The 23,472-nt window shown below is 71.9% G+C and carries 27 protein-coding genes; 21 read left to right on the forward strand and 6 right to left on the reverse strand.

Translation table 11 applies throughout. The features are described 5' to 3' along the window. Positions 1–21: 21 nt before the first annotated feature. From leuC to HD597_RS59710, 4 genes are all read left to right on the forward strand, one after another. Positions 22–1,407: a 3-isopropylmalate dehydratase large subunit gene (leuC, locus tag HD597_RS59695; RefSeq protein WP_253757908.1), complete on the forward strand. Its 1,386-nt coding sequence runs from the start codon at positions 22–24 to the stop codon at positions 1,405–1,407. Between the two features lie 15 nt (positions 1,408–1,422). Next, the gene (leuD, locus tag HD597_RS59700; RefSeq protein WP_253757910.1) at positions 1,423–2,010 is read left to right on the forward strand and encodes a 3-isopropylmalate dehydratase small subunit; all 588 of its coding nucleotides are present in this window, start codon (positions 1,423–1,425) and stop codon (positions 2,008–2,010) included. Next, positions 1,989–2,240: an SCO5555 family protein gene (locus HD597_RS59705; protein ID WP_253757912.1), complete on the forward strand. Its 252-nt coding sequence runs from the start codon at positions 1,989–1,991 to the stop codon at positions 2,238–2,240. Before leuD ends, HD597_RS59705 begins: the two co-directional genes overlap by 22 nt. 99 nt (positions 2,241–2,339) lie before the next feature. Next, the gene (locus tag HD597_RS59710) at positions 2,340–2,639 is read left to right on the forward strand and encodes an HU family DNA-binding protein (RefSeq protein ID WP_185101339.1); all 300 of its coding nucleotides are present in this window, start codon (positions 2,340–2,342) and stop codon (positions 2,637–2,639) included. 53 nt (positions 2,640–2,692) lie between these two features. On the opposite strand, the gene HD597_RS59715 is transcribed toward HD597_RS59710, so the two are convergent. Further along, positions 2,693–2,911, reverse strand: a complete 219-nt coding sequence (locus HD597_RS59715; RefSeq protein WP_253757914.1) for a hypothetical protein — start codon at positions 2,909–2,911, stop codon at positions 2,693–2,695. A 52-nt stretch (positions 2,912–2,963) separates the two neighbouring features. Here HD597_RS59715 and HD597_RS59720 point away from each other — a divergent pair, with 52 nt between their 5' ends. After that, complete coding sequence (locus HD597_RS59720; protein WP_253757915.1) at positions 2,964–4,175, forward strand: MFS transporter; 1,212 nt, start codon at positions 2,964–2,966, stop codon at positions 4,173–4,175. Positions 4,176–4,224: 49 nt separating this feature from the next. Here the strand turns inward: HD597_RS59720 and cofC are convergent, their stop codons facing one another. Next, positions 4,225–4,890, reverse strand: coding sequence for a 2-phospho-L-lactate guanylyltransferase (gene cofC / locus HD597_RS59725; RefSeq protein WP_253757917.1), 666 nt, complete (start codon positions 4,888–4,890; stop codon positions 4,225–4,227). 328 nt (positions 4,891–5,218) lie between these two features. Between cofC and HD597_RS59730 the strand changes: the two genes are divergently transcribed. The 3 genes from HD597_RS59730 to HD597_RS59740 all read left to right on the forward strand — a co-directional run bounded on the left by HD597_RS59730 (position 5,219) and on the right by HD597_RS59740 (position 8,103). Continuing rightward, the gene (locus HD597_RS59730) at positions 5,219–5,929 is read left to right on the forward strand and encodes a lysophospholipid acyltransferase family protein (RefSeq protein ID WP_253757919.1); all 711 of its coding nucleotides are present in this window, start codon (positions 5,219–5,221) and stop codon (positions 5,927–5,929) included. A gap of 4 nt (positions 5,930–5,933) precedes the next feature. After that, a complete protein-coding gene (locus tag HD597_RS59735; protein WP_253757921.1) occupies positions 5,934–6,944 on the forward strand; it encodes an NAD(P)H-dependent glycerol-3-phosphate dehydrogenase in 1,011 nt (336 codons plus the stop codon). 64 nt (positions 6,945–7,008) lie between these two features. Further along, entirely contained in the window at positions 7,009–8,103 is a 1,095-nt protein-coding gene (locus HD597_RS59740; RefSeq protein ID WP_253757923.1) for a D-alanine--D-alanine ligase family protein, read from the forward strand. Between the two features lie 144 nt (positions 8,104–8,247). Here the strand turns inward: HD597_RS59740 and HD597_RS59745 are convergent, their stop codons facing one another. Together HD597_RS59745 and HD597_RS59750 are read right to left on the reverse strand one after the other, a co-directional pair. Next, positions 8,248–8,679, reverse strand: coding sequence for a DUF3515 family protein (locus HD597_RS59745; protein ID WP_253757925.1), 432 nt, complete (start codon positions 8,677–8,679; stop codon positions 8,248–8,250). Positions 8,680–8,692: 13 nt separating this feature from the next. Next, entirely contained in the window at positions 8,693–8,926 is a 234-nt protein-coding gene (locus HD597_RS59750; RefSeq protein ID WP_185101347.1) for an Lrp/AsnC family transcriptional regulator, read from the reverse strand. Between the two features lie 68 nt (positions 8,927–8,994). Here HD597_RS59750 and HD597_RS59755 point away from each other — a divergent pair, with 68 nt between their 5' ends. Further along, the gene (locus HD597_RS59755; protein WP_372513654.1) at positions 8,995–9,942 is read left to right on the forward strand and encodes a thiamine-phosphate kinase; all 948 of its coding nucleotides are present in this window, start codon (positions 8,995–8,997) and stop codon (positions 9,940–9,942) included. Positions 9,943–10,208: 266 nt separating this feature from the next. Beyond that, entirely contained in the window at positions 10,209–12,074 is a 1,866-nt protein-coding gene (locus HD597_RS59760; RefSeq protein WP_253757929.1) for a hypothetical protein, read from the forward strand. 315 nt (positions 12,075–12,389) lie between these two features. Here HD597_RS59760 and rpmB read toward each other — a convergent pair whose 3' ends face one another. Beyond that, positions 12,390–12,575 carry a 50S ribosomal protein L28 gene (rpmB, locus tag HD597_RS59765; RefSeq protein WP_043618345.1) on the reverse strand — a complete coding sequence of 62 codons (186 nt, stop codon included), beginning with the start codon at positions 12,573–12,575 and terminating at the stop codon, positions 12,390–12,392. Between the two features lie 199 nt (positions 12,576–12,774). Here rpmB and HD597_RS59770 point away from each other — a divergent pair, with 199 nt between their 5' ends. The 8 genes from HD597_RS59770 to mutM all read left to right on the forward strand — a co-directional run bounded on the left by HD597_RS59770 (position 12,775) and on the right by mutM (position 20,585). Beyond that, positions 12,775–14,319, forward strand: a complete 1,545-nt coding sequence (locus HD597_RS59770) for a DAK2 domain-containing protein (RefSeq protein ID WP_253757931.1) — start codon at positions 12,775–12,777, stop codon at positions 14,317–14,319. Positions 14,320–14,386: 67 nt separating this feature from the next. Further along, a complete protein-coding gene (gene recG, locus HD597_RS59775; RefSeq protein WP_253757933.1) occupies positions 14,387–16,564 on the forward strand; it encodes an ATP-dependent DNA helicase RecG in 2,178 nt (725 codons plus the stop codon). Positions 16,565–16,859: 295 nt separating this feature from the next. Beyond that, positions 16,860–17,426 (forward strand): 16S rRNA (guanine(966)-N(2))-methyltransferase RsmD, encoded by a 567-nt coding sequence (rsmD, locus tag HD597_RS59780; RefSeq protein ID WP_253757935.1) that lies wholly within the window; start codon positions 16,860–16,862, stop codon positions 17,424–17,426. Positions 17,427–17,440: 14 nt separating this feature from the next. After that, the gene (coaD, locus tag HD597_RS59785; protein WP_253757937.1) at positions 17,441–17,917 is read left to right on the forward strand and encodes a pantetheine-phosphate adenylyltransferase; all 477 of its coding nucleotides are present in this window, start codon (positions 17,441–17,443) and stop codon (positions 17,915–17,917) included. Positions 17,918–17,971: 54 nt separating this feature from the next. Continuing rightward, complete coding sequence (locus HD597_RS59790; protein ID WP_372513609.1) at positions 17,972–18,541, forward strand: YceD family protein; 570 nt, start codon at positions 17,972–17,974, stop codon at positions 18,539–18,541. A gap of 1 nt (position 18,542) precedes the next feature. After that, the gene (rpmF, locus tag HD597_RS59795) at positions 18,543–18,722 is read left to right on the forward strand and encodes a 50S ribosomal protein L32 (protein ID WP_033409409.1); all 180 of its coding nucleotides are present in this window, start codon (positions 18,543–18,545) and stop codon (positions 18,720–18,722) included. A 216-nt stretch (positions 18,723–18,938) separates the two neighbouring features. Next, complete coding sequence (rnc, locus tag HD597_RS59800) at positions 18,939–19,658, forward strand: ribonuclease III (RefSeq protein WP_372513655.1); 720 nt, start codon at positions 18,939–18,941, stop codon at positions 19,656–19,658. Positions 19,659–19,739: 81 nt separating this feature from the next. Next, positions 19,740–20,585 carry a bifunctional DNA-formamidopyrimidine glycosylase/DNA-(apurinic or apyrimidinic site) lyase gene (gene mutM / locus HD597_RS59805; protein ID WP_253757941.1) on the forward strand — a complete coding sequence of 282 codons (846 nt, stop codon included), beginning with the start codon at positions 19,740–19,742 and terminating at the stop codon, positions 20,583–20,585. Here the strand turns inward: mutM and HD597_RS59810 are convergent. Next, positions 20,533–21,735 (reverse strand): MFS transporter, encoded by a 1,203-nt coding sequence (locus tag HD597_RS59810; protein WP_253757943.1) that lies wholly within the window; start codon positions 21,733–21,735, stop codon positions 20,533–20,535. The genes mutM and HD597_RS59810 overlap by 53 nt on opposite strands. A 94-nt stretch (positions 21,736–21,829) precedes the next feature. Here HD597_RS59810 and HD597_RS59815 point away from each other — a divergent pair, with 94 nt between their 5' ends. From HD597_RS59815 to HD597_RS59825, 3 genes are all read left to right on the forward strand, one after another. Next, positions 21,830–22,726, forward strand: coding sequence for a LysR family transcriptional regulator (locus HD597_RS59815; RefSeq protein WP_253757945.1), 897 nt, complete (start codon positions 21,830–21,832; stop codon positions 22,724–22,726). 10 nt (positions 22,727–22,736) lie between these two features. After that, positions 22,737–23,024, forward strand: a complete 288-nt coding sequence (locus tag HD597_RS59820; RefSeq protein WP_253757946.1) for an acylphosphatase — start codon at positions 22,737–22,739, stop codon at positions 23,022–23,024. Positions 23,025–23,214: 190 nt separating this feature from the next. After that, positions 23,215–23,409, forward strand: coding sequence for a hypothetical protein (locus HD597_RS59825; RefSeq protein WP_043618321.1), 195 nt, complete (start codon positions 23,215–23,217; stop codon positions 23,407–23,409). The last annotated feature ends 63 nt before the right edge of the window (positions 23,410–23,472 follow it).

Below are 23,472 nucleotides of genomic sequence, written 5' to 3' on the forward strand. Positions count from 1 at the left end.
AGGATTCTCAAGGAGGAGATCATGGGCCGCACACTGGCCGAGAAGGTCTGGGAGCAACACGTAGTCCGTCGCGCGGAGGGCGAGCCGGACCTGCTCTATATCGACCTGCACCTCATCCACGAGGTGACCAGCCCGCAGGCGTTCGACGGGCTCCGTCTCGCCGGCCGGAAGGTGCGGCGGCCCGATCTCACCATCGCCACCGAGGACCACAACGTCCCGACCGTGCTCGGCCCGATCGCCGACCCGGTGTCGAAGACGCAGGTCGAGACGCTGCGCAAGAACGCCGCCGAGTTCGGCATCCGGCTGCATCCGATGGGCGACGCCGGTCAGGGCGTGGTGCACATCATCGGCCCGCAGTTCGGCCTGACCCAGCCGGGCATGACCATCGTGTGTGGCGACTCTCACACCTCCACGCACGGAGCGTTCGGCGGCATCGCGTTCGGCATCGGCACCTCCGAGGTGGAGCACGTGCTCGCCACGCAGACGCTGCCCGCCTACCGGCCCAAGACGATGGCCATCGAGGTCTCCGGCGAGCTGCCCGTCGGCGTCACGGCCAAGGACCTGATCCTGGCCATCATCGCCAAGATCGGCACCGGCGGCGGCCAGGGCTACATCGTCGAGTACCGCGGTGAGGCCGTGCGCAAGCTCTCCATGGAGGGCCGCATGACGATCTGCAACATGTCGATCGAGGCCGGCGCCCGCGCGGGCATGATCGCCCCCGACGAGACCACGTTCGCCTACCTCAAGGGCCGCAAGCACGCCCCCGAGGGCGAGGCGTGGGACCAGGCGGTCGAGTACTGGAAGTCGCTGCGCACCGACGACGACGCCGTGTTCGACAAGGTCGTGGAGATCGACGCCTCGACGCTGACCCCGTTCGTCACGTGGGGCACCAACCCGGGCCAGGGCCTGCCGCTGGGCGAGTCCGTCCCGGCCCCCGAGTCGTTCGCCGACCCGGTCGCCCGCTCGGCCGCCGAGCGCGCGCTGGAGTACATGGGCCTGACCGCCGGCACGCCGCTGCGCGAGATCGAGGTCGACACCGTGTTCGTCGGCTCGTGCACCAACGGCCGCATCGAGGACCTGCGCTCCGCCGCCGAGATCCTGCGCGGCCGCCAGGTCAGGACGCGCACGCTCATCGTGCCCGGCTCGATGATGGTCAAGAAGCAGGCCGAGGAGGAGGGCCTGGACGAGGTGTTCAAGGCCGCCGGCGCCGAGTGGCGCGAGGCCGGCTGCTCGATGTGCCTGGGCATGAACCCCGACACGCTCCAGCCCGGTGAGCGCAGCGCCTCCACCTCCAACCGCAACTTCGAGGGCCGCCAGGGCAAGGGTGGCCGCACCCACCTGGTGTCGCCGCAGGTCGCCGCGGCGACCGCCGTCACCGGCCGCCTGACCGCGCCCGCCGACCTGTAAGGGAGACCACGTTCCATGGAAGCCTTCACCACCCACACCGGTACGGCGGTGCCGCTGCGCCGCAGCAACGTCGACACCGACCAGATCATCCCGGCCGTCTGGCTCAAGCAGGTCAGCCGCACCGGCTTCGAGAAGGGCCTGTTCGCCGCCTGGCGCGAGGACCCGACGTTCGTCCTGAACGACCCGGCCTACGAGGGCGGCTCGATCCTGGTCTCCGGCCCCGACTTCGGCACCGGCTCCTCCCGCGAGCACGCCGTGTGGGCGCTGCAGCAGTACGGGTTCCGCGTCGTCATCGCCGCCCGCTTCGGCGACATCTTCCGCAACAACTCCACGAAGATGGGCCTGCTGCCGGTCATCCTGCCCGGCGACCGGGTCGAGGCCCTGCAGGCGGCCGTCGAGGCGGACCCGAAGCTGGAGATCACCGTCGACCTGGTCGAACGCCAGGTCAGGTGGGCCGGCGAGGTCGCGGCCTTCGAGATCGACGACTACACCCGCTGGCGGCTGATGGAGGGCCTCGACGACATCGGGCTGACCCTGCGTCACGCCGGCGAGGTGGCCTCGTACGAGAATGGTCGGCAGCCATGGCTGCCGACGACCGTCTAGAAGACGACGAACTGGCGCGGCGGTTGCGCGATGCGCACCGCCGCGTCCGCATGCTCCCCGCCGCCGACAAGGAACGCAGCGCGCGCCGATATCTGGCGATCTGCGATCTGGCCAAGCGTGATCCGGAAAGGGCCGCCGCCCGCCTCGAGGCGTTTCTGGCGGCTCTTGACGAGCTCCTTCCAGGGGCGCTCGACACGCCACGCGAGGGGGAAAACACGCTGGGTGATTGAGTTCCCCCGCGATCCCGCCTACTTTCGAGCGCGTAAGGGGTTTCTACGTCGAAGTCGTGAGCTGGAACCCCGAGCCGTAACTGGGGGAGCAGGACTTTCATGAACAAGCGTGAACTCGTCGAGGCCATCGCGGATCGGGTGGGCGACAGGAAGACGGCCACGGAGGCCGTCAACGCCGTCATCGACGCCATCCAGAAGGCCGTGGCCGGCGGCGACAAGGTCTCGATCACGGGCTTCGGCGCGTTCGAGATGGTGAACAAGCCCGCTCGCACGGCACGGAACCCGTCGACCGGAGCGGAAATCAACGTCGCGGAGAGCTGGGCGCCGAAGTTCCGTCCCGGATCCGATTTCAAGGACCTCGTGAACGAGGGCGGGAAGAAAATCGGCAAGAGAAAGTAAGTCCGCCGAAGGATGACCAGCACGCCCGGGCCACGGCCCGGGCGTGACGTTTGTCACGCCCGCTGGAAATCCTCGGGAACGGGAAACGTGGACAGCGTGACGTAGGCGATCCGGCCGCCCGACATCCCGAGATTGACCCGCTGACCGGAGCGCAGCAGCCGCAGCGGCCCCGCGTCGAAGGCGGAGGTGCCGAACTCCAGCACGGTCCCGTCATCGAGGAACACCGTGCCCGAGCGCGTGGTCTCGTCGAAACTCCGTACGGTCGCCTGCACGCGTCCAGCGTAATCGGTTGCCCCCTGGCGGACGAGCACGCATGATCGCGGCATGGGGCCTCGGGGGAACTTCGGGCGCATGGTGTGGTCCAACGGGATCTCCGGCTTCGGCACCCAGGTCACCCTCGTCGCCCTCCCGCTGACCGCCGTGGTCACCCTGGAGGCCAGTGCCTTCGAGCTCGGCCTGCTGTCGGCCGCGCAGGCGGCCGCGTTCCTCCTGATCGGCCTGCCCGCGGGGGTCTGGGTGGACCGGCTGCGCCGCCGCCCGATCCTCGTCCGCGCCGACCTGGTCAGGGGCGCGCTGCTGCTCACCGTGCCCGCCGCCGCCTGGCTGGGCGTGCTCACGCTGCCGCACCTGTACGCGGTCGCCTTCGTGCTCGGCGTGGGGGCCGTGTTCTTCGACGTGGCCCACATGAGCTTCCTGCCCGCGGTCGTGCCCAAGGAGCGGCTGGAGCAGGCCAACGGGCGCCTGGAGGTCACCCGGCAGGTGTCCGTGCTGGCGGGGCCGGGGGCGGGCGGATGGCTGGTGAGCGTGCTGACGGCGCCGTTCGCGCTGCTGGCCGACGCCGCCGGCTTCTTCGCCTCCGGGCTGCTGCTGTCGGGGGTGCGGGTGGAGGAGCGGCCCCGCCCGCCGGAGGGACGGCGATTATGGGCGGACGTGCGCGAGGGCGTCGCGTTCGTGATCAGGGAGCCGGTGCTGAACCGGGTGGCGCTCGGCGGCGCGCTCACCCGGATCGCCCTCGGCGTCTGCGCGGTCGGCTACCCGCTCTACCTCTTCGTCGACCTGGGGGTGGACGCCACCACCTACGGCCTGCTGCTGTCGGCGCCGGCCGTCGGCGCCCTGGCGGGCGCGCTGCTGGTGGCCCGGGTGACGCGCCGCCACGGCGCCGGCCCCACCCTGTACGGCTCCGCGGCGCTCGTCATCGCGCTCCAGCTCCCCGCCGTGGCCACCGGCCCCGGATGGCGGCTGCTGATCTTCCCCGTCGCCTCGGCCCTGGCGGCCGCCGCCGCCGTGGTCTTCAACGTGGCCCAGCTCAGCTACCGCCAGCGCATCACCCCCGAGCCGCTGCTCGGCCGCGTCAACGCCAGCATGCGCTTCCTGATGTGGGGCACGACCCCGCTGGGCGGGCTGGCGGGCGGCGCGCTGGGGGAGTGGCTGGGCGGTCAGGGGGTGTTCGCGGCCGGCGTGGCCCTGCTCGGGCTGTCGTACCTGGCGATCGTCACCGCCCCCGCGATCAGGCACGCGGGCGCGCGGGCGCGGTGACGATCGTTGCGCGGTCAGGCACGCGGGCGCGGCGACGTTCGTTGCGCGGTCAGGCGGGTGCGGGTGGAGGCGCGGTGACACCGGTGTCCGGCCACAGGTCCGCGACCACCGCCGCCGTGTGCCGGCCCAGCCCCAGCGCGATGGCCGCACGCAGGTCGTCGGGAGTGTCCACGTCGCGCCTGACCGAGTCGATCCCGGGCACGCACAGCTCCTTGGCCCCGCCCGCCAGGTGCTTGGCCCGCGACTCGCCGCCGAACCGGGGCGTGAACGGACTGCCCGGCCGTACCCCGTAGAACGTCGTCCCGACGTCCAGCGCGTCGGGCACGAAAGCCTGGTCGAACTCGGCCGCCGCCTCCAGCGCCACCGCCAGCTCGGCCGGCCGCAGGGCGGGCAGGTCGGCCTGGAGCGCGCCCACCGCGTCGCCGGCCGCCACGCGCACGGCGTGCGCGGCCCCCGTGCGCAGCGCCGTGTTCAGCCCGCGGTCGGGGTCGGGCACCACGTCGGCGCCGAGCGCGGCGAGCGGCCCCGCGGCGGCGGGGTCGGCCGTCACGACGATCACCCGCGCGACCGCCGGGCAGGAGAGCGCCGCCGACACGGTGTCGCAGGCCACGGCCACGGCCAGGCGGGTGCGGTGCGGGCCCGTCGCGGCGGCCAGCCGGGTCTTCGCCGCGACCAGCGTCTTCACCGGAATGACCAGGGACCAGCGGATGCTCATCAAGTCTCCTTGAGCGTGGAACCCGCGCCGGGCCCCAGGGCGGCGAGGCCGTGAAACGGCTCGGCAAGATCGAACGGGTGCATGAAGGGTGAGGGATCGGACACGGGACCGTGATGCCGGCGTTGCTCGTGCAGCGGGCGTACCAGTATCGCCGCTATCGGGCCCCTGGGCGCAGGGCCCGCGAGCGCGCCCGGCGCGGGCGGAAGCAGGCCCGCGCCTGCGGTACGGTGCACGACCGGGCTGTCAACGCGGCCTAGCATCGCGCCTCGACATCCCGAGCGGCCAACCGGGAGACTTGGGGCTCGTCCCGTACGTGTTGGAGGAGACCATGAGCCGCCTCACGCGACCGTCGCGTCCTTGGGAGACCTTCGCCGTCGTCGTGGTCAAGCCACTGTCGCGGCTCCTGGTGAAGCGCGACTGGCGCAAGGGCGACCGCATCCCGCGGACCGGCGGCGTGATCATCGCCGCCAACCACCTGTCGTGGACCGACCCCGTCCTGCTCTCGCACTTCCTGTACAACAACGGGCGGTGGCCGGTGATTCTCGCGAAGTCCGGATTGTTCAGGGTGCCGTTCCTGGGCCGGGCCGTGCGGGCGCTGCTGGCGATCCCGGTCGAGCGGGGCAGCAGCGAGGCCGCCAGGTCGCTGCGCATCTCCGCCGAGCGGCTCGCCGACGGGTGCGCGATCCTGTTCTACCCCGAGGGCACCTGCACCCGCGATCCCGACCTGTGGCCCATGGTCGGCAAGACGGGCGCGGCCCGGCTGGCGCTGGAGAGCGGTGCGCCGGTCATCCCGGTGGCCCACTGGGGAGCACAGGAGCTGCTGCCGTACGGTGAGAAGAAGCCCAGGCTGTTCCCGCGCAAAACGTTTCACGTGAGCGTGGGGCCGCCGGTGGACCTGTCCAAGTACGCGGGCAAGCAGCCGCATGCCGACGTGCTGCGCGACGCCACGGCCGACATCATGGCCGCGATCACCGCGCAGCTCGCCGAGCTGCGCGGCGAGCAGGCACCGGCGACTCCCTACGACCCGGCCGGACGGTGAAGGAATGACGAAGGTGGCCGTTTTCGGCGCGGGCTCGTGGGGCACCACGTTCGCGATGATCCTGGCGGAGGCCGGCAGCCGCACGACGCTGTGGGGCCGCAGGCAGGAGGTGGTCGACGCGATCAACCGCGACCACGCCAACGCCGACTACCTGCCCGGCGTGACGCTGCCCGAGGGCCTGCGGGCGACGACGGATCCCGCCGAGGCGCTGGACGAGGCCGAGTTCGTCGTGCTCGCCGTGCCGTCGCAGACGCTGCGCGCCAACCTGACGGGCTGGCGCGGGATGATCCCGGACGGGGCGGTGCTCGTCAGCCTGATGAAGGGCATCGAGGTCGGCACCACCAAGCGGATGAGCGAGGTCATCCGCGAGGTGGCCGAGGTGCCGGAGGAGCGGGTCGCGGTCGTCTCGGGGCCGAACCTGGTGCCCGAGATCGCCGCCCGCCAGCCCGCCGCCACCGTCGTGGCCTGCGCCGACCTGTCGGTGGCCGAGCGGCTGCAGGCGATCTGCCACCTGCCGCCGTGGTTCCGCCCGTACACCAACCCGGACGTGGTCGGGGTCGAGCTGGGCGGCGCGGTGAAGAACGTGATCGCCCTGGCGGTCGGCGTCTCCGCGGGCATGGGCATGGGCGACAACGTCAGCGCCATGCTCATCACGAGGGGCCTGGCCGAGATCTCCCGGCTGGGGGCGGCGCTCGGGGCCGACGCGCACACGTTCGCGGGCCTGGCCGGGATGGGCGACCTGGTGGCGACGTGCACGTCCCCGCTGTCGCGCAACCGTACGTTCGGCGAGAACCTGGGCCGCGGCATGACCCTGGAAGAGGTCGTCGCGGTCACCAAGCAGACCGCCGAAGGCGTGAAGTCCTGCGAGTCCGTGCTGGAGCTGGCCAGGAAGCACGACGTCGAGATGCCGATCACCGAGGTGGTCGTGGGCGTCGTGCACGACGGCATGTCGCCGTCGGAGGCGGGCATGCTGCTCATGTCCCGCTCGCCCAAGCCGGAGCGTTACGGAGTGTGAGAATGACCTGAATACGGCGTGCTCGACTCGCTGTGACAGGGACACCCCGGTAGATTCGGACACCATGAGCAAGCCACGCGTCGCCGTCGTTTTCGGAGGCCGCAATTCCGAGCACGCCGTGTCCCTGATGGGCGCGGGCAGCGTGCTGGATGCGATCGACAGGAGCAAGTACGAAGTGGTCCCCATCGGGATCGCCCAGGACGGCAGGTGGGTGCTGGCCGCTTCCGACCAGCGGTTCGCCATCGAGGCCGGGGAGCTGCCGGTCGTCGACACCACCGGCGCGGCGCTGGCGCTGCCCTCGGGCTCCGGCTCGCTGGTCGCCTACGACCCCGGCAGCATCCCCGTCGAGCTGGGCTCGGTGGACGTGGTGTTCCCCGTCATGCACGGGCCGTTCGCCGAGGACGGCACGATCCAGGGGCTGCTGGAGATGGCGGGGGTGCGCTACGTCGGCTCCGGCGTGCTGGCCAGCGCCGTCGGCATGGACAAGGCGTACATGAAGACCGTCATCACCGCCGCCGGGCTGCCGACCGGCCCCTACGTCGTCATCCGCGACCGCGACTGGCGGCTCAACCGCGAGCAGGTGCTCAAGGAGGCCGAGGAGCTCGGCTACCCGGTCTTCGTCAAGCCGGCCAGGGCGGGCTCGTCCCAGGGCATCTCCAAGGCCTCCGACAGGGCCGAGCTGGAGGCGGCGGTGGACTTCGCCCGGCAGCACGACCCCAAGGTGCTCGTCGAGGCGGCGATCGCCGGGCGCGAGATCGAGTGCGCGGTGCTGCAGTCGCTCGGCGACGAGCCGGCCGCCGCGTCGATGCCGGGAGAGGTGCGGGTCGAGGGCGGGCAGGAGTTCTTCGACTTCGAGGCCAAGTACTACCCCGACCAGATGTCGCTGACCGTGCCCGCCGACATCCCGCAGGAGACGGCCGAGGAGCTGCGGGCGATGGCCGTGCGCGCGTTCGAGGCGCTGGAGTGCGAGGGGCTGGCGCGGGTCGACTTCTTCTACACGCCCGAGGGCACGCTGGTCTTCAACGAGATCAACACCATGCCCGGGTTCACGTCGCTGTCGGTGGCGCCGCAGCTCTGGGCGGCCTCCGGCCTGTCCTACCCGGCGCTGGTGGACCGGCTCATCCAGCTCGCCCTGTCGCGCTCACCCGGCCTGCGGTGAGAACGCCTGCCCTGAGGCCGTCTGCGGTGAGGCCGTCTGTGGTGAGGTCGTCTGCGGCGAGGCCGACTGTGGTGAGGCCGACTGTGGTGAGACCGACTGCGGTGAGGTCTGCGGTGAGGCTGCCCGCGGGGGCAGTGGCCGGGCTCAGCCGGCCTGGGGCGAGAGCTGGGCGATCGGCTTCGACAGGTCGGCCAGCACCTCGGCGGCCACGTGCTCGCCGCCGACCGTGACCTCCACGTAGGCGGTGTCGGTCACGGCCGTGAAGAGCGCGGGCCTGGCGGGATCGGGGAACCAGCCCACGCCGCCGATCTCCTGGAGCGTGTCGGTGGGCGCCATCCTGGCGGGCCGGGGCACGCCGCAGCGCAGCGCGACGGCCCCCGAGCCCCAGACGGCCACGTACGGCGACTCGGGCGTGGACGTGCCGCGCTCGTCGCCGTCGAGGGTCCGCGGCAGCAGGGTAGCCAGCTTGTCGCAGGCCGCGACCGCCTCGCCCTCGGGGACGGGCGGTTCGACCTGTACGGTGCCGCCGCAACCGGCGAGTGCTAGGAGAACGAGCAGGACGGCGGCGGCACGCATGCGAGAACTACCTTCAGATATGGACGATCGGACACGTAAGCGTACGCGTGATCCCGTTCACCGCCTGAATCTGCGCGACGACCAGCTTGCCCAGCTCATCGACGTTTCTCGCCTCCGCACGAACGATCACGTCGTAGGGCCCCGTCACGTCCTCCGCTTGAGTGACCCCCGGAATCCCGGAGATCTCGCGGGCCACGGCGGCGGCCTTGCCGACCTCGGTCTGGATAAGGATGTAGGCCTGCACCATCACGTCCTCCCGGGCGATTGGATCACGCCGAACGCCCACCGTACCCTGTGTGCGTCAGGAGGTGCGTCATCACAGTCGGAGATCTCGGCGAATTCGGTGTGGTAAATCGTATTACCACCCGTCTGCCCCAAGGTGAGGCGGTAATGCTCGGTCCGGGGGACGACGCCGCCATCATCCGCGCACCCGACGGGCGCGTGGTCGTCTCCACCGACCTGCTGCTCGAAGGCCGGCACTTCCGCCGCGACTGGTCCACCGGCTACGACGTGGGCCGCAAGGCCGCCGCCCAGAACCTGGCCGACGTCGCCGCCATGGGCGCGACCCCGACCTCGCTCGTGGTCGGGCTCGGCCTGCCCGCCGACCTGCCGCTGAGCTGGCTCGACGCCCTGACCGACGGGTTCGCCGACGAGTGCGCGACGGTCGGCGCCAGCGTGGCCGGGGGTGACGTCACCCGGTGCGACCTGGTCGTCATCGGGGTGACCGCGATGGGCGACCTCGGGGGCAGGGCTCCCGTGCTGCGCTCGGGCGCCAGACCCGGGCACGTGGTGGCGGTGGCGGGCCGGCTCGGGTACGCCGCCGCCGGATGGGCGCTGCTGGAGGCCGGGGTGCCCGTGGACGACGGCCCGTTGCTGGAGGCCGTGGCCGGGCACCGTGCGCCGTGCCCGCCGTACGCGATGGGGCCCGTGGCGGCCGAGCTGGGGGCGAGCGCGATGCTGGACGTCAGCGACGGGCTGCTGCAGGACCTCGGGCACGTCGCCGAGGCCAGCGGGGTGCGGGTGGAGCTGGATCCCGAGGCGTTCCCCGTGGCGGAGCCGGTGGCGGCGGCGGCCAAGGAGCTGGGGGCCGATCCGCTGGAGTGGGTGCTGGCGGGTGGTGAGGATCACGCTCTGGCGGCGGTGTTCCCTCCGGACGTACGGCTGCCGGCCGGATGGCACGTGGTGGGCCGGGTGGCCGAGGGCGAGGGCGTGCTGGTGTACGGGCGAGAAATCGGACACCGTGGCTGGGATCACTTTGGGTGATGATCTGTCCCGATTTAAGTGATATTTTCCGTGTTTGGGGTATGACTAGTGGGATTGCTGTGACAACGGCGTAGCAAAGGTGTTATGAAGATTGGCGGCCACTGTAACCGGAAGAAAGGGCAGCCATGGGCCGCCACGGCACAGGTGGATCCGACGACGGGGATGAACGGGGGGACAGCGCTTTTTGGGGTCCTGACGAGCAGGCCGAGCCGCCAGGCTGGCCATCGCTGCCGGACCGACCGGAGGTGACGGGGCAGTGGGCCCCCATGCCGCGGCGCACCGACGCGCCGCCGCCGCGTGGGCCGCAGCCGGAGCCGTTCGAGACCACCGGGGCCTTCGCGCTGCCCAACGACCTCGCCGGCGGCTTCCCCCCTGCCAACGACCCAGCACCCGGCTTCCCGCCCAACAGAGGGCCCATGGAGGACGAGGTCGGCCCGCTGGAGACGACGGGCGCCTTCGCCCGGCCGCCCGAGTGGGACCAGCCCCCCGGTCACGGCGGCTTCTCCGGCCCCTCCACCGGCGACTTCCCCGCGGCTGCGAACGGGCCCGGCGAGCCCGCCTTCCACGGCCCCGACCAGCCGGCCGCCTTCGGCGCTCCGGGCGCGCAGGGCTCCGGTCCCTTCGACCGGCCGAGCCCGCTCGACGCCGCCGCCGAGCGCACCAGCTTCTTCGACGTGCCGGCTGAGCGCACGTCGTTCTTCGACGGACCCGCCGACCGCATGGGCGCGCCCGGCGGGCCGCCGCCTGGACGTCCTGGGCCGTTCGACGGACCGCCTCCTGGGCATCCTGGGCCCGGCGACGGACCTGGCCCCTTCGGCCGGCCTGAAGACGGTGCCGGCCCCTTCGGCCGGCCTGCTGACGGGCCCGGGTCCTTCGGCGGCGGGACGGGTCCCTTCGGCCGGCCCGGAGATGGGCCTGGACCGTTCGGCCGGCCCGGCGACGGGTCGGGCCCATTCAGCCGGACCGGTGCCGATTCCGGTCCGTTCGACGGGCCTGGGGCGTTCGACGGGGACGCCGGTCGCCGTGACTCCTTCGACGATTCCGAGCGCACCGCCAGGTTCGACTCGCCTTCCGGCCCCAACGGTGTCTACGGCGCCCCGCCCGAGCCGGGCGACGTCAAGGTGGCCGGTGAGCCGACCGCCGCGCTGGCCCCGGCCTGGGCGAGCGCCGAGACCGGCTTCCTCGGCTCCGGCTGGTCCAACGACTCCGACGCGCCGGACGACGAGCCCCGTGGCCGCCGTGGCCGCCGCAAGTCGGGGCGCGGCGGCGGTGGCGGCGACGACGTGCTGGCCGCCCCCTCGGGCGCCGGCAAGGGCAGGGTGGCCCTGCTGTCCGTGGCCGCCGTGGCGGTCGTGCTCGGCGGGACCGTGGCGGGCGTCAAGTTCATGAGCTCGTCGGGTGACCCGGCCAAGTGCGAGGGCACGACGTGCGCGGCCGTGCAGGTCACCAGCAGCGGTCCCGGCCCGTCGGTGTCCGAGCCCGCGGAGGAGGAGTCCGAGGCGCCGTCCGAGGACGAGCCCGTGGAGGACGCCGCCGAGGACAGCGAGCCCGCGCAGACGCCGACGCCCACCGCCTCCTCCAACGTCCGCACGCCGCCCCGCACGACCGCCTCACCCACGCCCACGCCGAGCAAGAGCAAGACGAAGAGGCCGGCGGACCCCGTGGACGAGGAGACCGAGGACCCGCCGGTCGAGGAGAGCGCGTCGGAGACCCCGAGCGAGGAGGTCTCGACGCTGGACGACTCCCATACCGACACGGGAGCGGGCTCGCCCACCGGCGGCACCCCCGCGCCCACCTCCACGGGCACGGTGGGCTCGTCGGGCAGTGGCGCGGGCAGCTCGGTCAACGTCAGGCAGACGATCAAGCAGCGCATCACCACCTACTCGGCCAACCTGACGCTCTCCAACACCTCGCCCCAGACGCTCCAGAACCCGACGGTCTCCGTCCCGGTGGACGGCCGGGTCACGGACGTGGACGGGGCCGAATGGACCCAGGACGGCGACCTGCTGATCCTGGACCTGACGGCGACGATCGCGGCCGGGGCCTCGGTGGAGGTCACGTTCACGGCCACGGGCAGGGGCTCGGAGGCGCAGAACTGCGGCCTGGTCGCGGGGGACTGCGTCGTCACCTGAGCCGCGCCCGCACGACCGCACGACCGCACGAGGGGCGAGACCGGCTACGGCCTCGCCCCGGCGTGAGGACCCCAACGGGCCGCAGAAGGCCGTCAGCGGGTGCAGGAGGCCGTCAGCATCCGGGGCGGCCCTTTTTTGTGCGGTCAGCTGCCGCTCGCGTGGCAGACCCCTTCGGGGCGCGCGCCGACCCACTGGGGGCGTGGCGGCGGGCGGGCCGGAAGCGCTCGCACGTGCGAGCGGCCGTGCGCGCCCCAGGGCATGACGAAGGCCCGCTGCTCCCTCACCGGGAGAAGCGGGCCTTCGTGGAAGTATGAACTAGCGGGTGACCTTGCCCGCCTTGATGCACGACGTGCACACGTTCAGCTTCTTCGGCGTGCCGCCCACGACCGCGCGGACCGTCTGGATGTTGGGGTTCCAACGACGGCGGGTGCGGCGGTGCGAGTGGGACACGTTGTTGCCGAAGGTCGGCCCCTTGCGGCAGACATCGCAGACGGAAGCCACGGTATCGCTCCTTAAAACAGTCGATGTAGCCCTGTCCGCTGATGCTTTCCGGGCGGAGGGCATGCCGGGACAACCGGCCAGCCAGACGAGAATATCTGATCCACGCCGATGGACGCGAACCAGAGCATCTGGACCGGGTCCCGAGCGGCGATATTCTCCACGCACAACGGTAGCGCATCCTGGCCGGGCGGGAGGTCGTATGAAGATCCTCGAACCGCCCGCCGTGCGTCGCTGGGCCCGCCGGGCCGCCGACGCGCTCGGCCAGGCCAGGACGGAGATCGACGCGCTCAACGTGTTCCCCGTGGCCGACGGCGACACCGGCACGAACCTGCACCTGACCATGCTGTCCGCCGCCGAGGCCGTCGAGTCGCTGCCCGACGACGTGGACGTGGCCGTGGTGTGGCAGACGCTCTCGTACGGGGCGCTGGTGGGGGCGCGCGGCAACTCGGGGGTGATCGTCAGCCAGGCGCTGCGCGGCCTCGCCGAGGTGCTCAAGGACGGCCCCGACCTGCGCGCCGGGCTGCTCAGGGCGGCCGTGCTCGCCAGGGAGGCCGTGGCCAGGCCCGTCGAGGGCACGGTGCTGAGCGTGCTGGAGTCGGCGGCGCGGGCCGTACAGGACGTGGAGGGGGATCTGCGCGAGGTGGCCAGGCAGGCGGCCGGGGAGGCGCGGGCGGCCCTGCGCCGCACGCCCGGCCAGCTGGAGGTGCTGGCCCGCAGCGGCGTCGTGGACGCGGGCGGCGCGGGGGCGGCGATCGTGCTGGAGACCCTCGCCGAGGTGATCAGCGGCTCCTCCGCCGGCCACTACGACGTGCCCGCGCCCACCTCCAGGGTGTCGCCGATGACGGAGGTGGGGGCGGGGTACGAGGTGATGTACCTGCTGGAGGCCGACGACGGGGCGGTGGCGTGGCTGCGCGGGGAGCTCGACGCCATGGGCGACTCGCTGGTCGTGGTCGGCGGCGACGGGCTGTGGAACGTCCACGTGCACGTCCCCGAGGCCGGGCCCGCCGTCGAGGCCGGGATCCGCGCGGGCAGGCCGCACCGGATCCGGATCACGTACCTGGCCGAGCGCGTCCACCGCGGCAGCGCGGGGCGCGGCGTCGTGGCGGTCGCGGCGGGCGACGGGATCGCGGCGCTGTTCGAGGAGTGCGGCGCGGTCGTGGTGCGGCGCGCGCCGGGCACCCGGCCGGCGCTCCCCGCGATGCTGGCCGCGATCAGGGAGGCGGGCAGCGAGGTCGCCGTCCTGCCGAACGACGACGGCGTGCGCGCCGTCGCCGCCGCGGCGGCGGAGATCGCCCGCGAGGACGGGGTGACGGTCAGCGTGCTGCCCACGAAGGCGACCGTGCAGGGGCTGGCGGCGCTGGCCGTGCACGACCCGCTGCGCCGCTTCGACGACGACGTGGTGGCCATGACCGACGCGGCGGGGCACACCCGGTACGGGCATGTGACGGTGGCGGACAGGGAGGCGTTCACCAGCGCCGGGGTGTGCCGGCCCGGCGACGTGCTCGGCCTGATCGACGGGGACGTGGCGGTGATCGGCGGCTCGGTCGCCGGCGTGTCCGCCGTCGTCGTGGACCGGATGCTGGCGGGCGGCGGCGAGCTGGTCACGCTGGTCACGGGCGCGCCGGCGCCGGCGGGGCTGGCGGGCGGGCTGGAGGAGCACCTGCGGCGCACGCGGCCGGACGTGGACCTGGTCGTGTACGACGGCGAGCAGGGCGGCTACCCGCTCCTGATCGGCGTGGAGTGACCCCGGACTCCCCGGGAAAGGCGTCATCGGGGATTCCTGTCGGCCGCAGGCGGTAGAACTTATTGCCGTGAGCCGTTTCGACGAGCCTCTGACGAAGGCGCTCGACCCGAAGACCGCCAAGCTGCTGCACAGCGTGCTCGGCCTGGAGACGGTCGGCGACCTGCTGCGCCACTACCCGCGACGCTACGCCGAGCGCGGCGAGCTGACCTCGCTGGACGCGCTGGAGGTCGACGAGCACGTCACCGTGGTCGGCGAGGTGACCAGGCTCATGCGCAAGCCCATGCGCAACCGCGGCGGCACCTGGCTGGAGGTCGAGGTCGTCGACGGCAGCGGCAGCAAGATCTACCTGTCGTTCTTCGGCAAGGGCTCCCACGTGGCCGAGTCGCGGCTCAAGCCGGGGCGGCGCGGGATGTTCGCCGGCAAGGTGGGGCTGTTCGGAGCCCGCGCGACTCCGCGCTGGCAGCTCACGCACCCCGAGTTCGAGCTGTTCGAGGAGAGCGAGGCGAGCGCGGAGGAGTTCGCGGCGGCGCCCGTGCCCATCTACCCGGCCGGCAAGGACCTGACGCCGTGGGCGATCAGGCGCGCCATCGGCATGGTGCTCGACACGCTCGGACCCCTCGACGACCCGCTGCCCGCGAGCCTGCGGGCCCGCCACAAGCTGCAGGACCTCGGGGAGGCGCTGGTGGCCATCCACCGGCCGAAGGACATCGCGGAGGTGGGGCGGGCGCGCAACAGGCTGAAGTTCGACGAGGCGTTCGTGCTGCAGGCCGTGCTGCTGCAGCGGCGCCAGGCCGCCGCCGCCTGGCCCGCCAGGCCCAGGCCGCGGCGCGCCGACGGGATGCTGGCCGACTTCGACGCGCGGCTGCCGTTCTCGCTGACCGAGGGGCAGGCGCAGGTCGGCGAGGAGATCGCCGACGACCTGGCGCGCGAGCACCCCATGCACCGGCTGCTGCAGGGCGAGGTCGGCGCGGGCAAGACGGTCGTGGCGCTGCGGGCGATGCTCCAGGTCGTGGACGCCGGCGGCCAGGCGGCGCTGCTGGCCCCCACGGAGGTGCTGGCCCAGCAGCACCACCGCTCGATCACGAACATGCTGGGCGACCTGGCGCAGGGCGGCATGTTCGGCGGCACGGCGGTCACGCTGCTGACCGGCTCGATGGGCGCCGCCGCCCGCCGCTCGGCCCTGCTCGACGCGGCCTCGGGCACGGCGGGCATCGTCGTCGGCACGCACGCGCTGCTGCAGGAGCACGTGCAGTTCGCCGACCTGGGGCTGGTCGTGGTGGACGAGCAGCACCGGTTCGGGGTGGAGCAGCGTGACGCGCTGCGCGAGAAGGGGGGCGGCGGGCGGCCGCACGTGCTGGTCATGACCGCGACCCCGATCCCGCGCACGGTCGCCATGACCGTCTTCGGCGACCTGGAGGTCTCCACGCTCTCCCAGCTCCCGTCGGGCCGCGCGCCCATCACCAGCCACGTCGTCCCGGCCGCCGAGAAGCCCCACTACCTGGAGCGCACCTGGCAGCGGGTCAGGGAGGAGGTGGCGCTGGGGCGGCAGGCGTACATCGTGTGCCCCCGCATCGGCGACCTGGAGGGCGACGAGGGCGACCTGGCGGGCGCGGCCTCCGACGACGAGCGCCGCCCGCCGCTGGCCGTCCTCGACGTGGCCGAGCTGCTCACCGAGGGCCCCTTCCACGACCTGCGCGTCGGCACCCTGCACGGCAAGCTCCCGCCCGAGGAGAAGGACGCGATCATGCGCGCGTTCACCCGCGGCGAGCTCGACGTCCTGGTGGCCACGACGGTCATCGAGGTCGGCGTCGACGTGCCCAACTCCTCCGTCATGATCATCATGGACGCCGACCGCTTCGGCGTCTCCCAGCTCCACCAGCTCCGCGGCCGCGTCGGCCGGGGCGGCCTGCCCGGCCTGTGCCTCCTGGTCTCCGACTTTCCCGAGGGCACTCCCGCGCGGGCTCGCCTGGACGCGGTGGCGGCCACCCTGGACGGCTTCGAGCTGTCGCGGGTCGACCTGGAGCAGCGGCGGGAGGGCGACGTGCTGGGGGCCGCGCAGTCGGGCAAGCGGTCGTCGCTGAAGCTGCTGCAACTGCTGCGTGACGAGGACGTGATCGCCACGGCCAGGGACGAGGCCGCCGCCCTGCTGGACGCGGACCCCGACCTCGCGCGGCACGAGGGGCTGCGGGCGGAGATCGACCGGCTGCTGGCGGACGAGCGGGCGGAGTACCTGGAGAAGACCTGAGAGCCTGCGGCTCCGGCCGCGTGCCTGGGAAGGACCTGCGATCCTGCGAACCCAGCCGCGGGGACGGCCTCCCCCCGAATGCCGTCCCCGGCTGGGCCCACCCTCGGGTCAGGTGCCGAGGGAACCGGCGTGCGGAAGGGCTCACGATCACGCCGGTCGGCCTTCACGTGGGTCACCTTGAAGGCCGCAGTCATCATCTTGCGGGCCGGGCACCCCGATGCCAATCACCCTTGCGCAGTCGAGGCAGACACTTGTCCACTCTTGACCTGCGTGAACATGCGGAACAATGGGTCACATGACGCGGATCATCGCAGGCGTGGCAGGTGGGCGGCGGTTGGCCGTGCCGCCGGGGCGCGGCACGAGGCCGACCAGCGACAGAGCTCGGGAAGGCATCCTCTTGACGCTCGATTCACTGTACGGGCTGCGCGACGCCCGCGTCCTCGACCTGTACGCCGGCTCGGGCGCGATCGGCCTGGAGGCGCTGTCACGGGGCGCAGCCGAGGCGGTGCTGGTCGAGTCCGACCCGAAGGCGGTCCGCACGATCAGGGCGAACGTCGCCGCGCTCGGCCTGAAGGGCGCGCAGGTGGTGGCCGACAAGGTGGAGCGGCTGCTGGGCAGGCCCCCGGAGGCGCCGTTCGAGATCGTCTTCGCCGATCCGCCCTACGTCGTGGCGGACGACGAGGTCCAGACGGTGCTGGCGCTGCTGCGCGACAACGGCTGGCTGGCGGACGAGGCTTTGGTGGCGTTCGAGAGGGAAAGCAGGGGAAAGCCCTTGATGTGGCCGGAAGGTTACGTTGAGGAGAGGGTCCGTCGTTATGGCGAAGCGTCCGTTTGGTACGGTCGCGCCGCCGGGAACCCGTAGACCTGGGAGGCGTCTTGCGCCGCGTAGTCTGCCCGGGGTCGTTCGACCCCATCACCAATGGCCACCTCGACATCATCGGCCGTGCCGCACGGCTGTACGACGAGGTGACCGTGGCAGTCCTCATCAACGTCGAGAAGAGCAGCCTGTTCACGGTTGACGAACGGATCGAGATCCTGCAGACCGTGACCAAGGAATACCCGAACGTCAAAGTGCAGAAGTTCCACGGCCTGCTGGTCGACTTCTGCAGGCAGAACGACATCCCCGCCATCGTCAAGGGCATCAGGGTGGTCAGCGACTTCGACTACGAGCTGCAGATGGCACAGCTCAACTACCGCCTGTCGGGGGTCGAGACGCTGTTCATGCCCACGAACCCCGAGTACTCGTTCCTGTCCTCCTCCCGGGTGAAGGAGATCGCCCGGTATGGTGGGGACGTCTCGGGTCTGGTGCCCGATCTGGTGCACACGCTGCTCATCGAGCGGCTCAGGGGCTGACCGCGAGCTGCTATCCTTTCATTTCGGCCTTGTACGACGGCGATTGTTTTCGCCATGCCTAGCGAGAGCAGGATGACTCAGCACCTCGACCCCCGCTCCCCGTGGGTGATCTCCACTCATGACCTGGGTAAGCGACCGGGGACGATGCGGCAGATGACCCTGACGCTCCCGGCTCCGGCGGACCTCGGCGTCGACATGATCGGTGTCCCCAAGGACGCCGAAGTCGAGCTGGATCTCCGGCTCGAAGCAGTGATGGAAGGCGTGCTCGTCTCGGGCACGGCGCGTGCTCCGCTCGCCGGGGAGTGCGCGCGGTGTCTCGACCCGGTCTCCTTGGAGATCGACGTCGATCTGCAGGAGCTGTTCTTCTACTCCGACGAGGACGCCTCGGAGGAGGATTCGCTGCTCGACGGTGAGCTGTTCGACCTCGAGCCGACGTTCCGCGACGCGGTGGTGCTCGCACTGCCGTTGAGCCCCGTGTGCCGTGAGGATTGCGAGGGGCTCTGCACGGAGTGCGGGATCAAGCTGGCCGAGGCCGGCGACGATCACCGGCACGAGAAGATCGACGCCCGCTGGGCGTCGTTGCAAGGTCTGATTACCGACAAAGATAACGATCAGGAGAAGTGACGTGGCCGTCCCGAAGCGAAAGATGTCGCGGAGCAACACCCGCGCCCGTCGCTCCCAGTGGAAGACGACTGCTGTCGCCCTGGTGAGCTGCCCGCAGTGCCGTTCGCCCAAGCAGCCGCACATCGCGTGCCCCACCTGCGGCACCTACAACCGTCGTCAGGTCATCGAGCCGTCCGCCTGATTCAGTAGCAGTTGACGTGATGCCGACCGGGTGCCAAAGTGCCTCGGTCGGCGTTAACGTCTCAGATGCGTGCGGCGGCGGTTCGCCCGCGGCCGTGGTGGACGCCGGGGCTAACGTGTTACCCCGACGCCCACCACGTTTTCGGGCATCTTCCGCAGCCGGCGCGCCGTAGGAAGATGTCCGAGGAGGAAGCACGTGGGCGCAGGTCCTAAGCCGGTGGCCGTCGAGGTCGCCAGAGACGAGTTGGAGCGGGTCCTTTCGGTCGGGCTCGACCTCGACATCCTGGAGCGGGCGCTGACGCACCGCTCCTACGCGTACGAGAACGGCGGCCTGCCCACCAACGAGCGCCTGGAGTTCCTCGGCGACTCGGTGCTGGGCCTGGTGGTCACCGACACGCTCTACCGCAACCACCCCGACCTGCCGGAAGGCCAGCTCGCGAAGCTGCGTGCCGCGGTGGTCAACATGCGCGCGCTGGCCGACGTGGCCAGGGGCCTCGGCCTCGGCCGGTTCCTGCGGCTCGGCAGGGGCGAGGAGGGCACCGGCGGGCGCGACAAGTCCTCCATCCTGGCCGACACCCTTGAGGCGCTGATCGGCGCGATCTACGTCGACAAGGGCCTCGACGAGGCGTTCCGGGTGGTGCACCTGCTGTTCGACCCGCTGATCGTGCGCTCGGCCTCGCTCGGCGCCGGGCTCGACTGGAAGACCTCGCTGCAGGAGCTGACCGCCTCCGAGGCGCTCGGGGTGCCCGAGTACCACGTCGAGGAGAGCGGGCCCGACCACGCCAAGTCGTTCACGGCCATGGTCCGCGTCGGCGGCGAGTCGTACGGGTCGGGCACCGGGCGCAGCAAGAAGGAGGCCGAGCAGCAGGCGGCCGAGGCGGCGTGGACCCGCATCAGGGCCCGTCGCGACCAGCGTGAGAGCCAGCCCGCGGGCTGAGCCCCCCCGGGAAGGTTCGGGCGGCGCCCGGCGTTGGCCACAGGGTGAGAGTCGTGTACCCCCGTTCGGAAGAGGTCACAGGTGCCTGAGCTGCCGGAGGTCGAGGTCGTCAGGCGCGGCCTGGCGCAATGGGTGACCGGGCGCGAGATCGCCTCGGCGGAGGTGCTGCACCCCCGCGCGATCAGGCGGCACGTGCCCGGCGCCGACGAGTTCACCGCGCGGCTCAAGGGCCGCACGGTGCTGTCCGCGCAACGCCGCGGCAAGTACCTGTGGCTGCCGCTGTCGGGCGCCGACGAGGCGCTCATGGCCCACCTGGGGATGAGCGGCCAGCTCCTGGTCGTGCAGCCGGACACCCCGCTGGAGAAGCACCTGCGGGTACGCCTGCGCTTCGAGGACGGCGGCCCCGACCTGCGCTTCGTGGACCAGCGCACGTTCGGTCACGTCATGCTCAGCCCGCTGGCCGGGGGCGTGCCCGCGCCGATCGCGCACATCGCCCCCGACCCGTTCGAGGCCGCGTTCGACGAGGCCGAGTTCACCCGCAGGCTCAGGGCCAAGCGCACCGAGATCAAGCGGGCGCTGCTCGACCAGTCGCTGATCAGCGGTGTCGGCAACATCTACGCCGACGAGGCGCTGTGGATCGCCCGGCTGCACTGGGCCCGGCCGACGGAGACGCTGACCAGGCCCAAGGTGTCGGAGCTGCTGACGGCCGTGCGCACCGTCATGGGGGCCGCGCTCGAACAGGGCGGCACCTCCTTCGACAGCCTGTACGTCGACGTCAACGGCGAGAGCGGGTACTTCGAGCGCTCGCTGGAGGTGTACGGGCGGCGCGACCTGCCCTGCTCCCGGTGCGGCAGCGCCATCAGGCGCGAGGCGTTCATGAACCGCTCGTCCTACTCCTGCCCCCGGTGCCAGCGGCGGCCGCGCTGACCCTGCCTCCGACGGCGGCGACGGCGCCGCTGATCACGATCAGGCCGGCCCCCGCCCACATCACCGCGGAGACCGACAGCCCGTCGGCGATCCGGCCGCCGGCCAGCGCGCCGAGCGCGATGGAGACGTTGAAGGCGCCGACGAACAGCGCCGTGCCCAGCTCGCCGCCGCCCGAGCGCATGATCCACAGTTGCAGGGTCACCCCGACTCCGCCGTAGCCGAGCCCCCAGACCACGAGCGCGAGGAGCGCGGGCACGCCGGTCAGCACCAGCGCCGCCATGGCCACGGCCATGAGCGTGACCAGCGTGATCAGGGTCAGCCGGGGGTTCCTGGCCGCCCGGGCGCCCGCGGCGAAGTTCCCCGCCACGCCCGCGGCGCCGTACAGCAGGAGGGCGGTGCTCACGAAGGCGGGGCCGGCGTGCGCGACCTCCTCCAGGAACGGACGGACGTAGGTGTAGGCCACGAAGTGGCCGGAGACGGTCAGGGCCGTCAGCACCAGGACGAGCTTGAGCGGCCCTGAGAGCCACGAGGAGCGCTTTTCCGGCACGGGTGACGATTCAGGCTCCGGTGCGGGCTTCAACGGCGGCAGCGACGTGGCCAGCAACGCGAGCAGGGCCAGCGCCAGCACCCCCGCCGCGGCGAACGCGCTGCGCCACCCCGCGAACGACGAGACGAACGTCGCCGCCGGCACCCCCAGCACCGACGCCACGGAGACCCCGCCCAGGATGATCGAGGTGGCCCGCCCGACGGACCGCTCCGGCACCAGCCGCGTCCCGAGCCCGGCCGCGAACGCCCAGAACCCGCCGATGCTCACCCCGGTCAGCACCCTGGCGGCCAGCATGACGGGATGGGCGGGGGCCGCCGCTGCCGCCAGGTTGGCCACCGCCAGCAGCGCCATCAGCCCCAGCAGGAGGAGCCGCCGGTCGGCCCGGCGCGCGGTGATCGCCAGGACGGGCGCCGCGGCGGCGGCCACCAGCCCGGGCGCCGTCATCGTCAAGCCGGCCGTGCCCGCCGAGACGCCGAGGTCGGCGGCCATCGTGGTCAGCAGGCCCACCGGCAACATCTCGCTGGTCACCACGGTGAACGTGCCCACCGCCACCGAGGTCACGGCGAGCCAGCGGGCCCGTACGGGAACATCTGTCACAGTCATGCGGCCCAGCCTTCTGCCGGCCGCGGGCGGGAACAATGACGAAGCCCGAAGGCTTGGTTTAGGTGGGCTAAGCGATCGAGCCGGAGGTCGGGGCATGGAGTTCAGGGAGCTGGAGTGCTTCATCGTGCTCAGCGAGGAGCTGCACTTCGCCCGTACGGCGGAGCGGCTCTACCTGTCGCCGGGCCGGGTGAGCCAGCTCCTGCGCTCCCTGGAGACCAGGATCGGCGGCCGGCTCTTCGACCGGACGAGCAGGCGCGTGCGCCTCACGCCGCTCGGCGAGCGCTTCCTGGCCGACCTGCGGCCCGCCTACGACGGCATGGCGCAGGCCGTGACGAGGGCCAAGGCGGCGGCGCGCGAGGTGACGGGGGTGATCAGGGTCGGGTTCCTGGCCACGCCGACGGACGTCGTGACGGGCAGCGTGCGGGCCTTCGAGCTGCGCAATCCGGGATGCGTGGTCGAGCTGGTGGAGATCCCGCTCTCCGACCCCTTCAGCAAGCTGCGGGCGGGGCTGGTGGACATCGCGTTCACGCTGCTGCCGGTGGACGAGCCGGACCTGGTGACCGGTGAGGGGCTCAACCACGTGTCCCACCTGCTCGGCGTCTCCGTCAGGCACCCGTTGGCGAGCCGGACGGGCATGGGGGTGGAGGAGCTGGCCTCCGTCCCGCTCATCGGTCTCGACGGGCCGGCGCCGCGCGCGTGGCACGAGCGGATGGCACCCTCCGTAACCCCTTCCGGGCGCCCGATTCCCCGGGCCGGTAAGGTGGCCACCACGCAGGAGGGCCTGACTCAGGTGGCGCTCAACAGGGGCGGCATGCTGTTCTGCACGCCCACGGCGCTTCAGCTCGCCCGTCCCGACCTCAGCTTCGTGCCCGTCACCGGGCTGCCTCCGTCGATCCTGGGCCTGGCCTGGGCGCGGGGCAGGGAGACGGCCGCCATCAGGGCGTTCAACGAGGCGGCGGTCCGCGAGTCGGCCATGGCACTGGTGGCGTGAGGGGGATGACATGGCGGAGGGCGGCGAGGACGTCCGGCTGACGGCCTGGGTCAGGGGCCGCGTCCAGGGGGTGGGCTTCCGCTGGTGGACGCGGGCGCGTGCGCTGGAGCTCGGCCTGGTGGGCTGGGCGCGCAACACCGACGACGGCCGGGTCGAGGTGGTCGCGGAGGGGGAGCGCGAGGCGTGCGTCAAGCTCCTGGAGCTGCTCAGAGGTTGCGACACGCCGGGCAGGGTGGATGGAGTAGTGGAACGCTGGAGCGAACCCCGAGGTAGTTTGGGCGGATTCACGGAGAGGTAGCCCGTTTCGCCAAACCGCCCAAATAGGGTATAGTTGTATGTCGGGAGTGCCCATCAGTAGGGCTCAGCGGTTCGTTCGACTTGACCGCCCACACTGCCGGTGCGACTCTTGTTAGGTACCACGCGCACCCCTCCCGCGGAATAGAAGTGCGCGAACCAGTCTGGTCACTCAGCGTGGAGGACCCTTTACCATGGCGAAGGCTCTACTCGGCCACGTCGGCGGTCCTGACCCTCGGATGGTCTCGGAGATGCGCCGCCTGCAGCAGCGTATCCGGGATCTGGAGGCAGAACTCATCCGACTTCAGGCCACGAATGACGCTCTTGCAGCGCAAACCCGCGACGAGGCGCTAAGCCGCGTGCAGGAGCGCGAGCCGGCACTCACCTGAGAGTGATCGGAGCGCAAGACCCAGGGACGTCTCTGAGAGGCGTCCCTTGTTATTTGCCCTGAA

The organism is Nonomuraea thailandensis (assembly GCF_024172165.1).
Taxonomy (GTDB): Bacteria; Actinomycetota; Actinomycetes; order Streptosporangiales; family Streptosporangiaceae; genus Nonomuraea; species Nonomuraea thailandensis.

Coding starts and splice junctions, on each gene's coding strand:
- leuC (WP_253757908.1), top strand. CDS start 22: ATGGGCCGCACACTGGCCGAGAAGGTCTGGGAGCAACACGTAGTCCGT.
- leuD (WP_253757910.1), top strand. CDS start 1,423: ATGGAAGCCTTCACCACCCACACCGGTACGGCGGTGCCGCTGCGCCGC.
- HD597_RS59705 (WP_253757912.1), top strand. CDS start 1,989: ATGGCTGCCGACGACCGTCTAGAAGACGACGAACTGGCGCGGCGGTTG.
- HD597_RS59710 (WP_185101339.1), top strand. CDS start 2,340: ATGAACAAGCGTGAACTCGTCGAGGCCATCGCGGATCGGGTGGGCGAC.
- HD597_RS59720 (WP_253757915.1), top strand. CDS start 2,964: ATGGGGCCTCGGGGGAACTTCGGGCGCATGGTGTGGTCCAACGGGATC.
- cofC (WP_253757917.1), bottom strand. CDS start 4,890: ATGAGCATCCGCTGGTCCCTGGTCATTCCGGTGAAGACGCTGGTCGCG.
- HD597_RS59730 (WP_253757919.1), top strand. CDS start 5,219: ATGAGCCGCCTCACGCGACCGTCGCGTCCTTGGGAGACCTTCGCCGTC.
- HD597_RS59735 (WP_253757921.1), top strand. CDS start 5,934: ATGACGAAGGTGGCCGTTTTCGGCGCGGGCTCGTGGGGCACCACGTTC.
- HD597_RS59740 (WP_253757923.1), top strand. CDS start 7,009: ATGAGCAAGCCACGCGTCGCCGTCGTTTTCGGAGGCCGCAATTCCGAG.
- HD597_RS59745 (WP_253757925.1), bottom strand. CDS start 8,679: ATGCGTGCCGCCGCCGTCCTGCTCGTTCTCCTAGCACTCGCCGGTTGC.
- HD597_RS59750 (WP_185101347.1), bottom strand. CDS start 8,926: ATGGTGCAGGCCTACATCCTTATCCAGACCGAGGTCGGCAAGGCCGCC.
- HD597_RS59760 (WP_253757929.1), top strand. CDS start 10,209: ATGCCGCGGCGCACCGACGCGCCGCCGCCGCGTGGGCCGCAGCCGGAG.
- HD597_RS59770 (WP_253757931.1), top strand. CDS start 12,775: ATGAAGATCCTCGAACCGCCCGCCGTGCGTCGCTGGGCCCGCCGGGCC.
- rsmD (WP_253757935.1), top strand. CDS start 16,860: ATGACGCGGATCATCGCAGGCGTGGCAGGTGGGCGGCGGTTGGCCGTG.
- HD597_RS59790 (WP_372513609.1), top strand. CDS start 17,972: ATGCCTAGCGAGAGCAGGATGACTCAGCACCTCGACCCCCGCTCCCCG.
- HD597_RS59810 (WP_253757943.1), bottom strand. CDS start 21,735: ATGACTGTGACAGATGTTCCCGTACGGGCCCGCTGGCTCGCCGTGACC.
- HD597_RS59815 (WP_253757945.1), top strand. CDS start 21,830: ATGGAGTTCAGGGAGCTGGAGTGCTTCATCGTGCTCAGCGAGGAGCTG.
- HD597_RS59820 (WP_253757946.1), top strand. CDS start 22,737: ATGGCGGAGGGCGGCGAGGACGTCCGGCTGACGGCCTGGGTCAGGGGC.
- HD597_RS59825 (WP_043618321.1), top strand. CDS start 23,215: ATGGCGAAGGCTCTACTCGGCCACGTCGGCGGTCCTGACCCTCGGATG.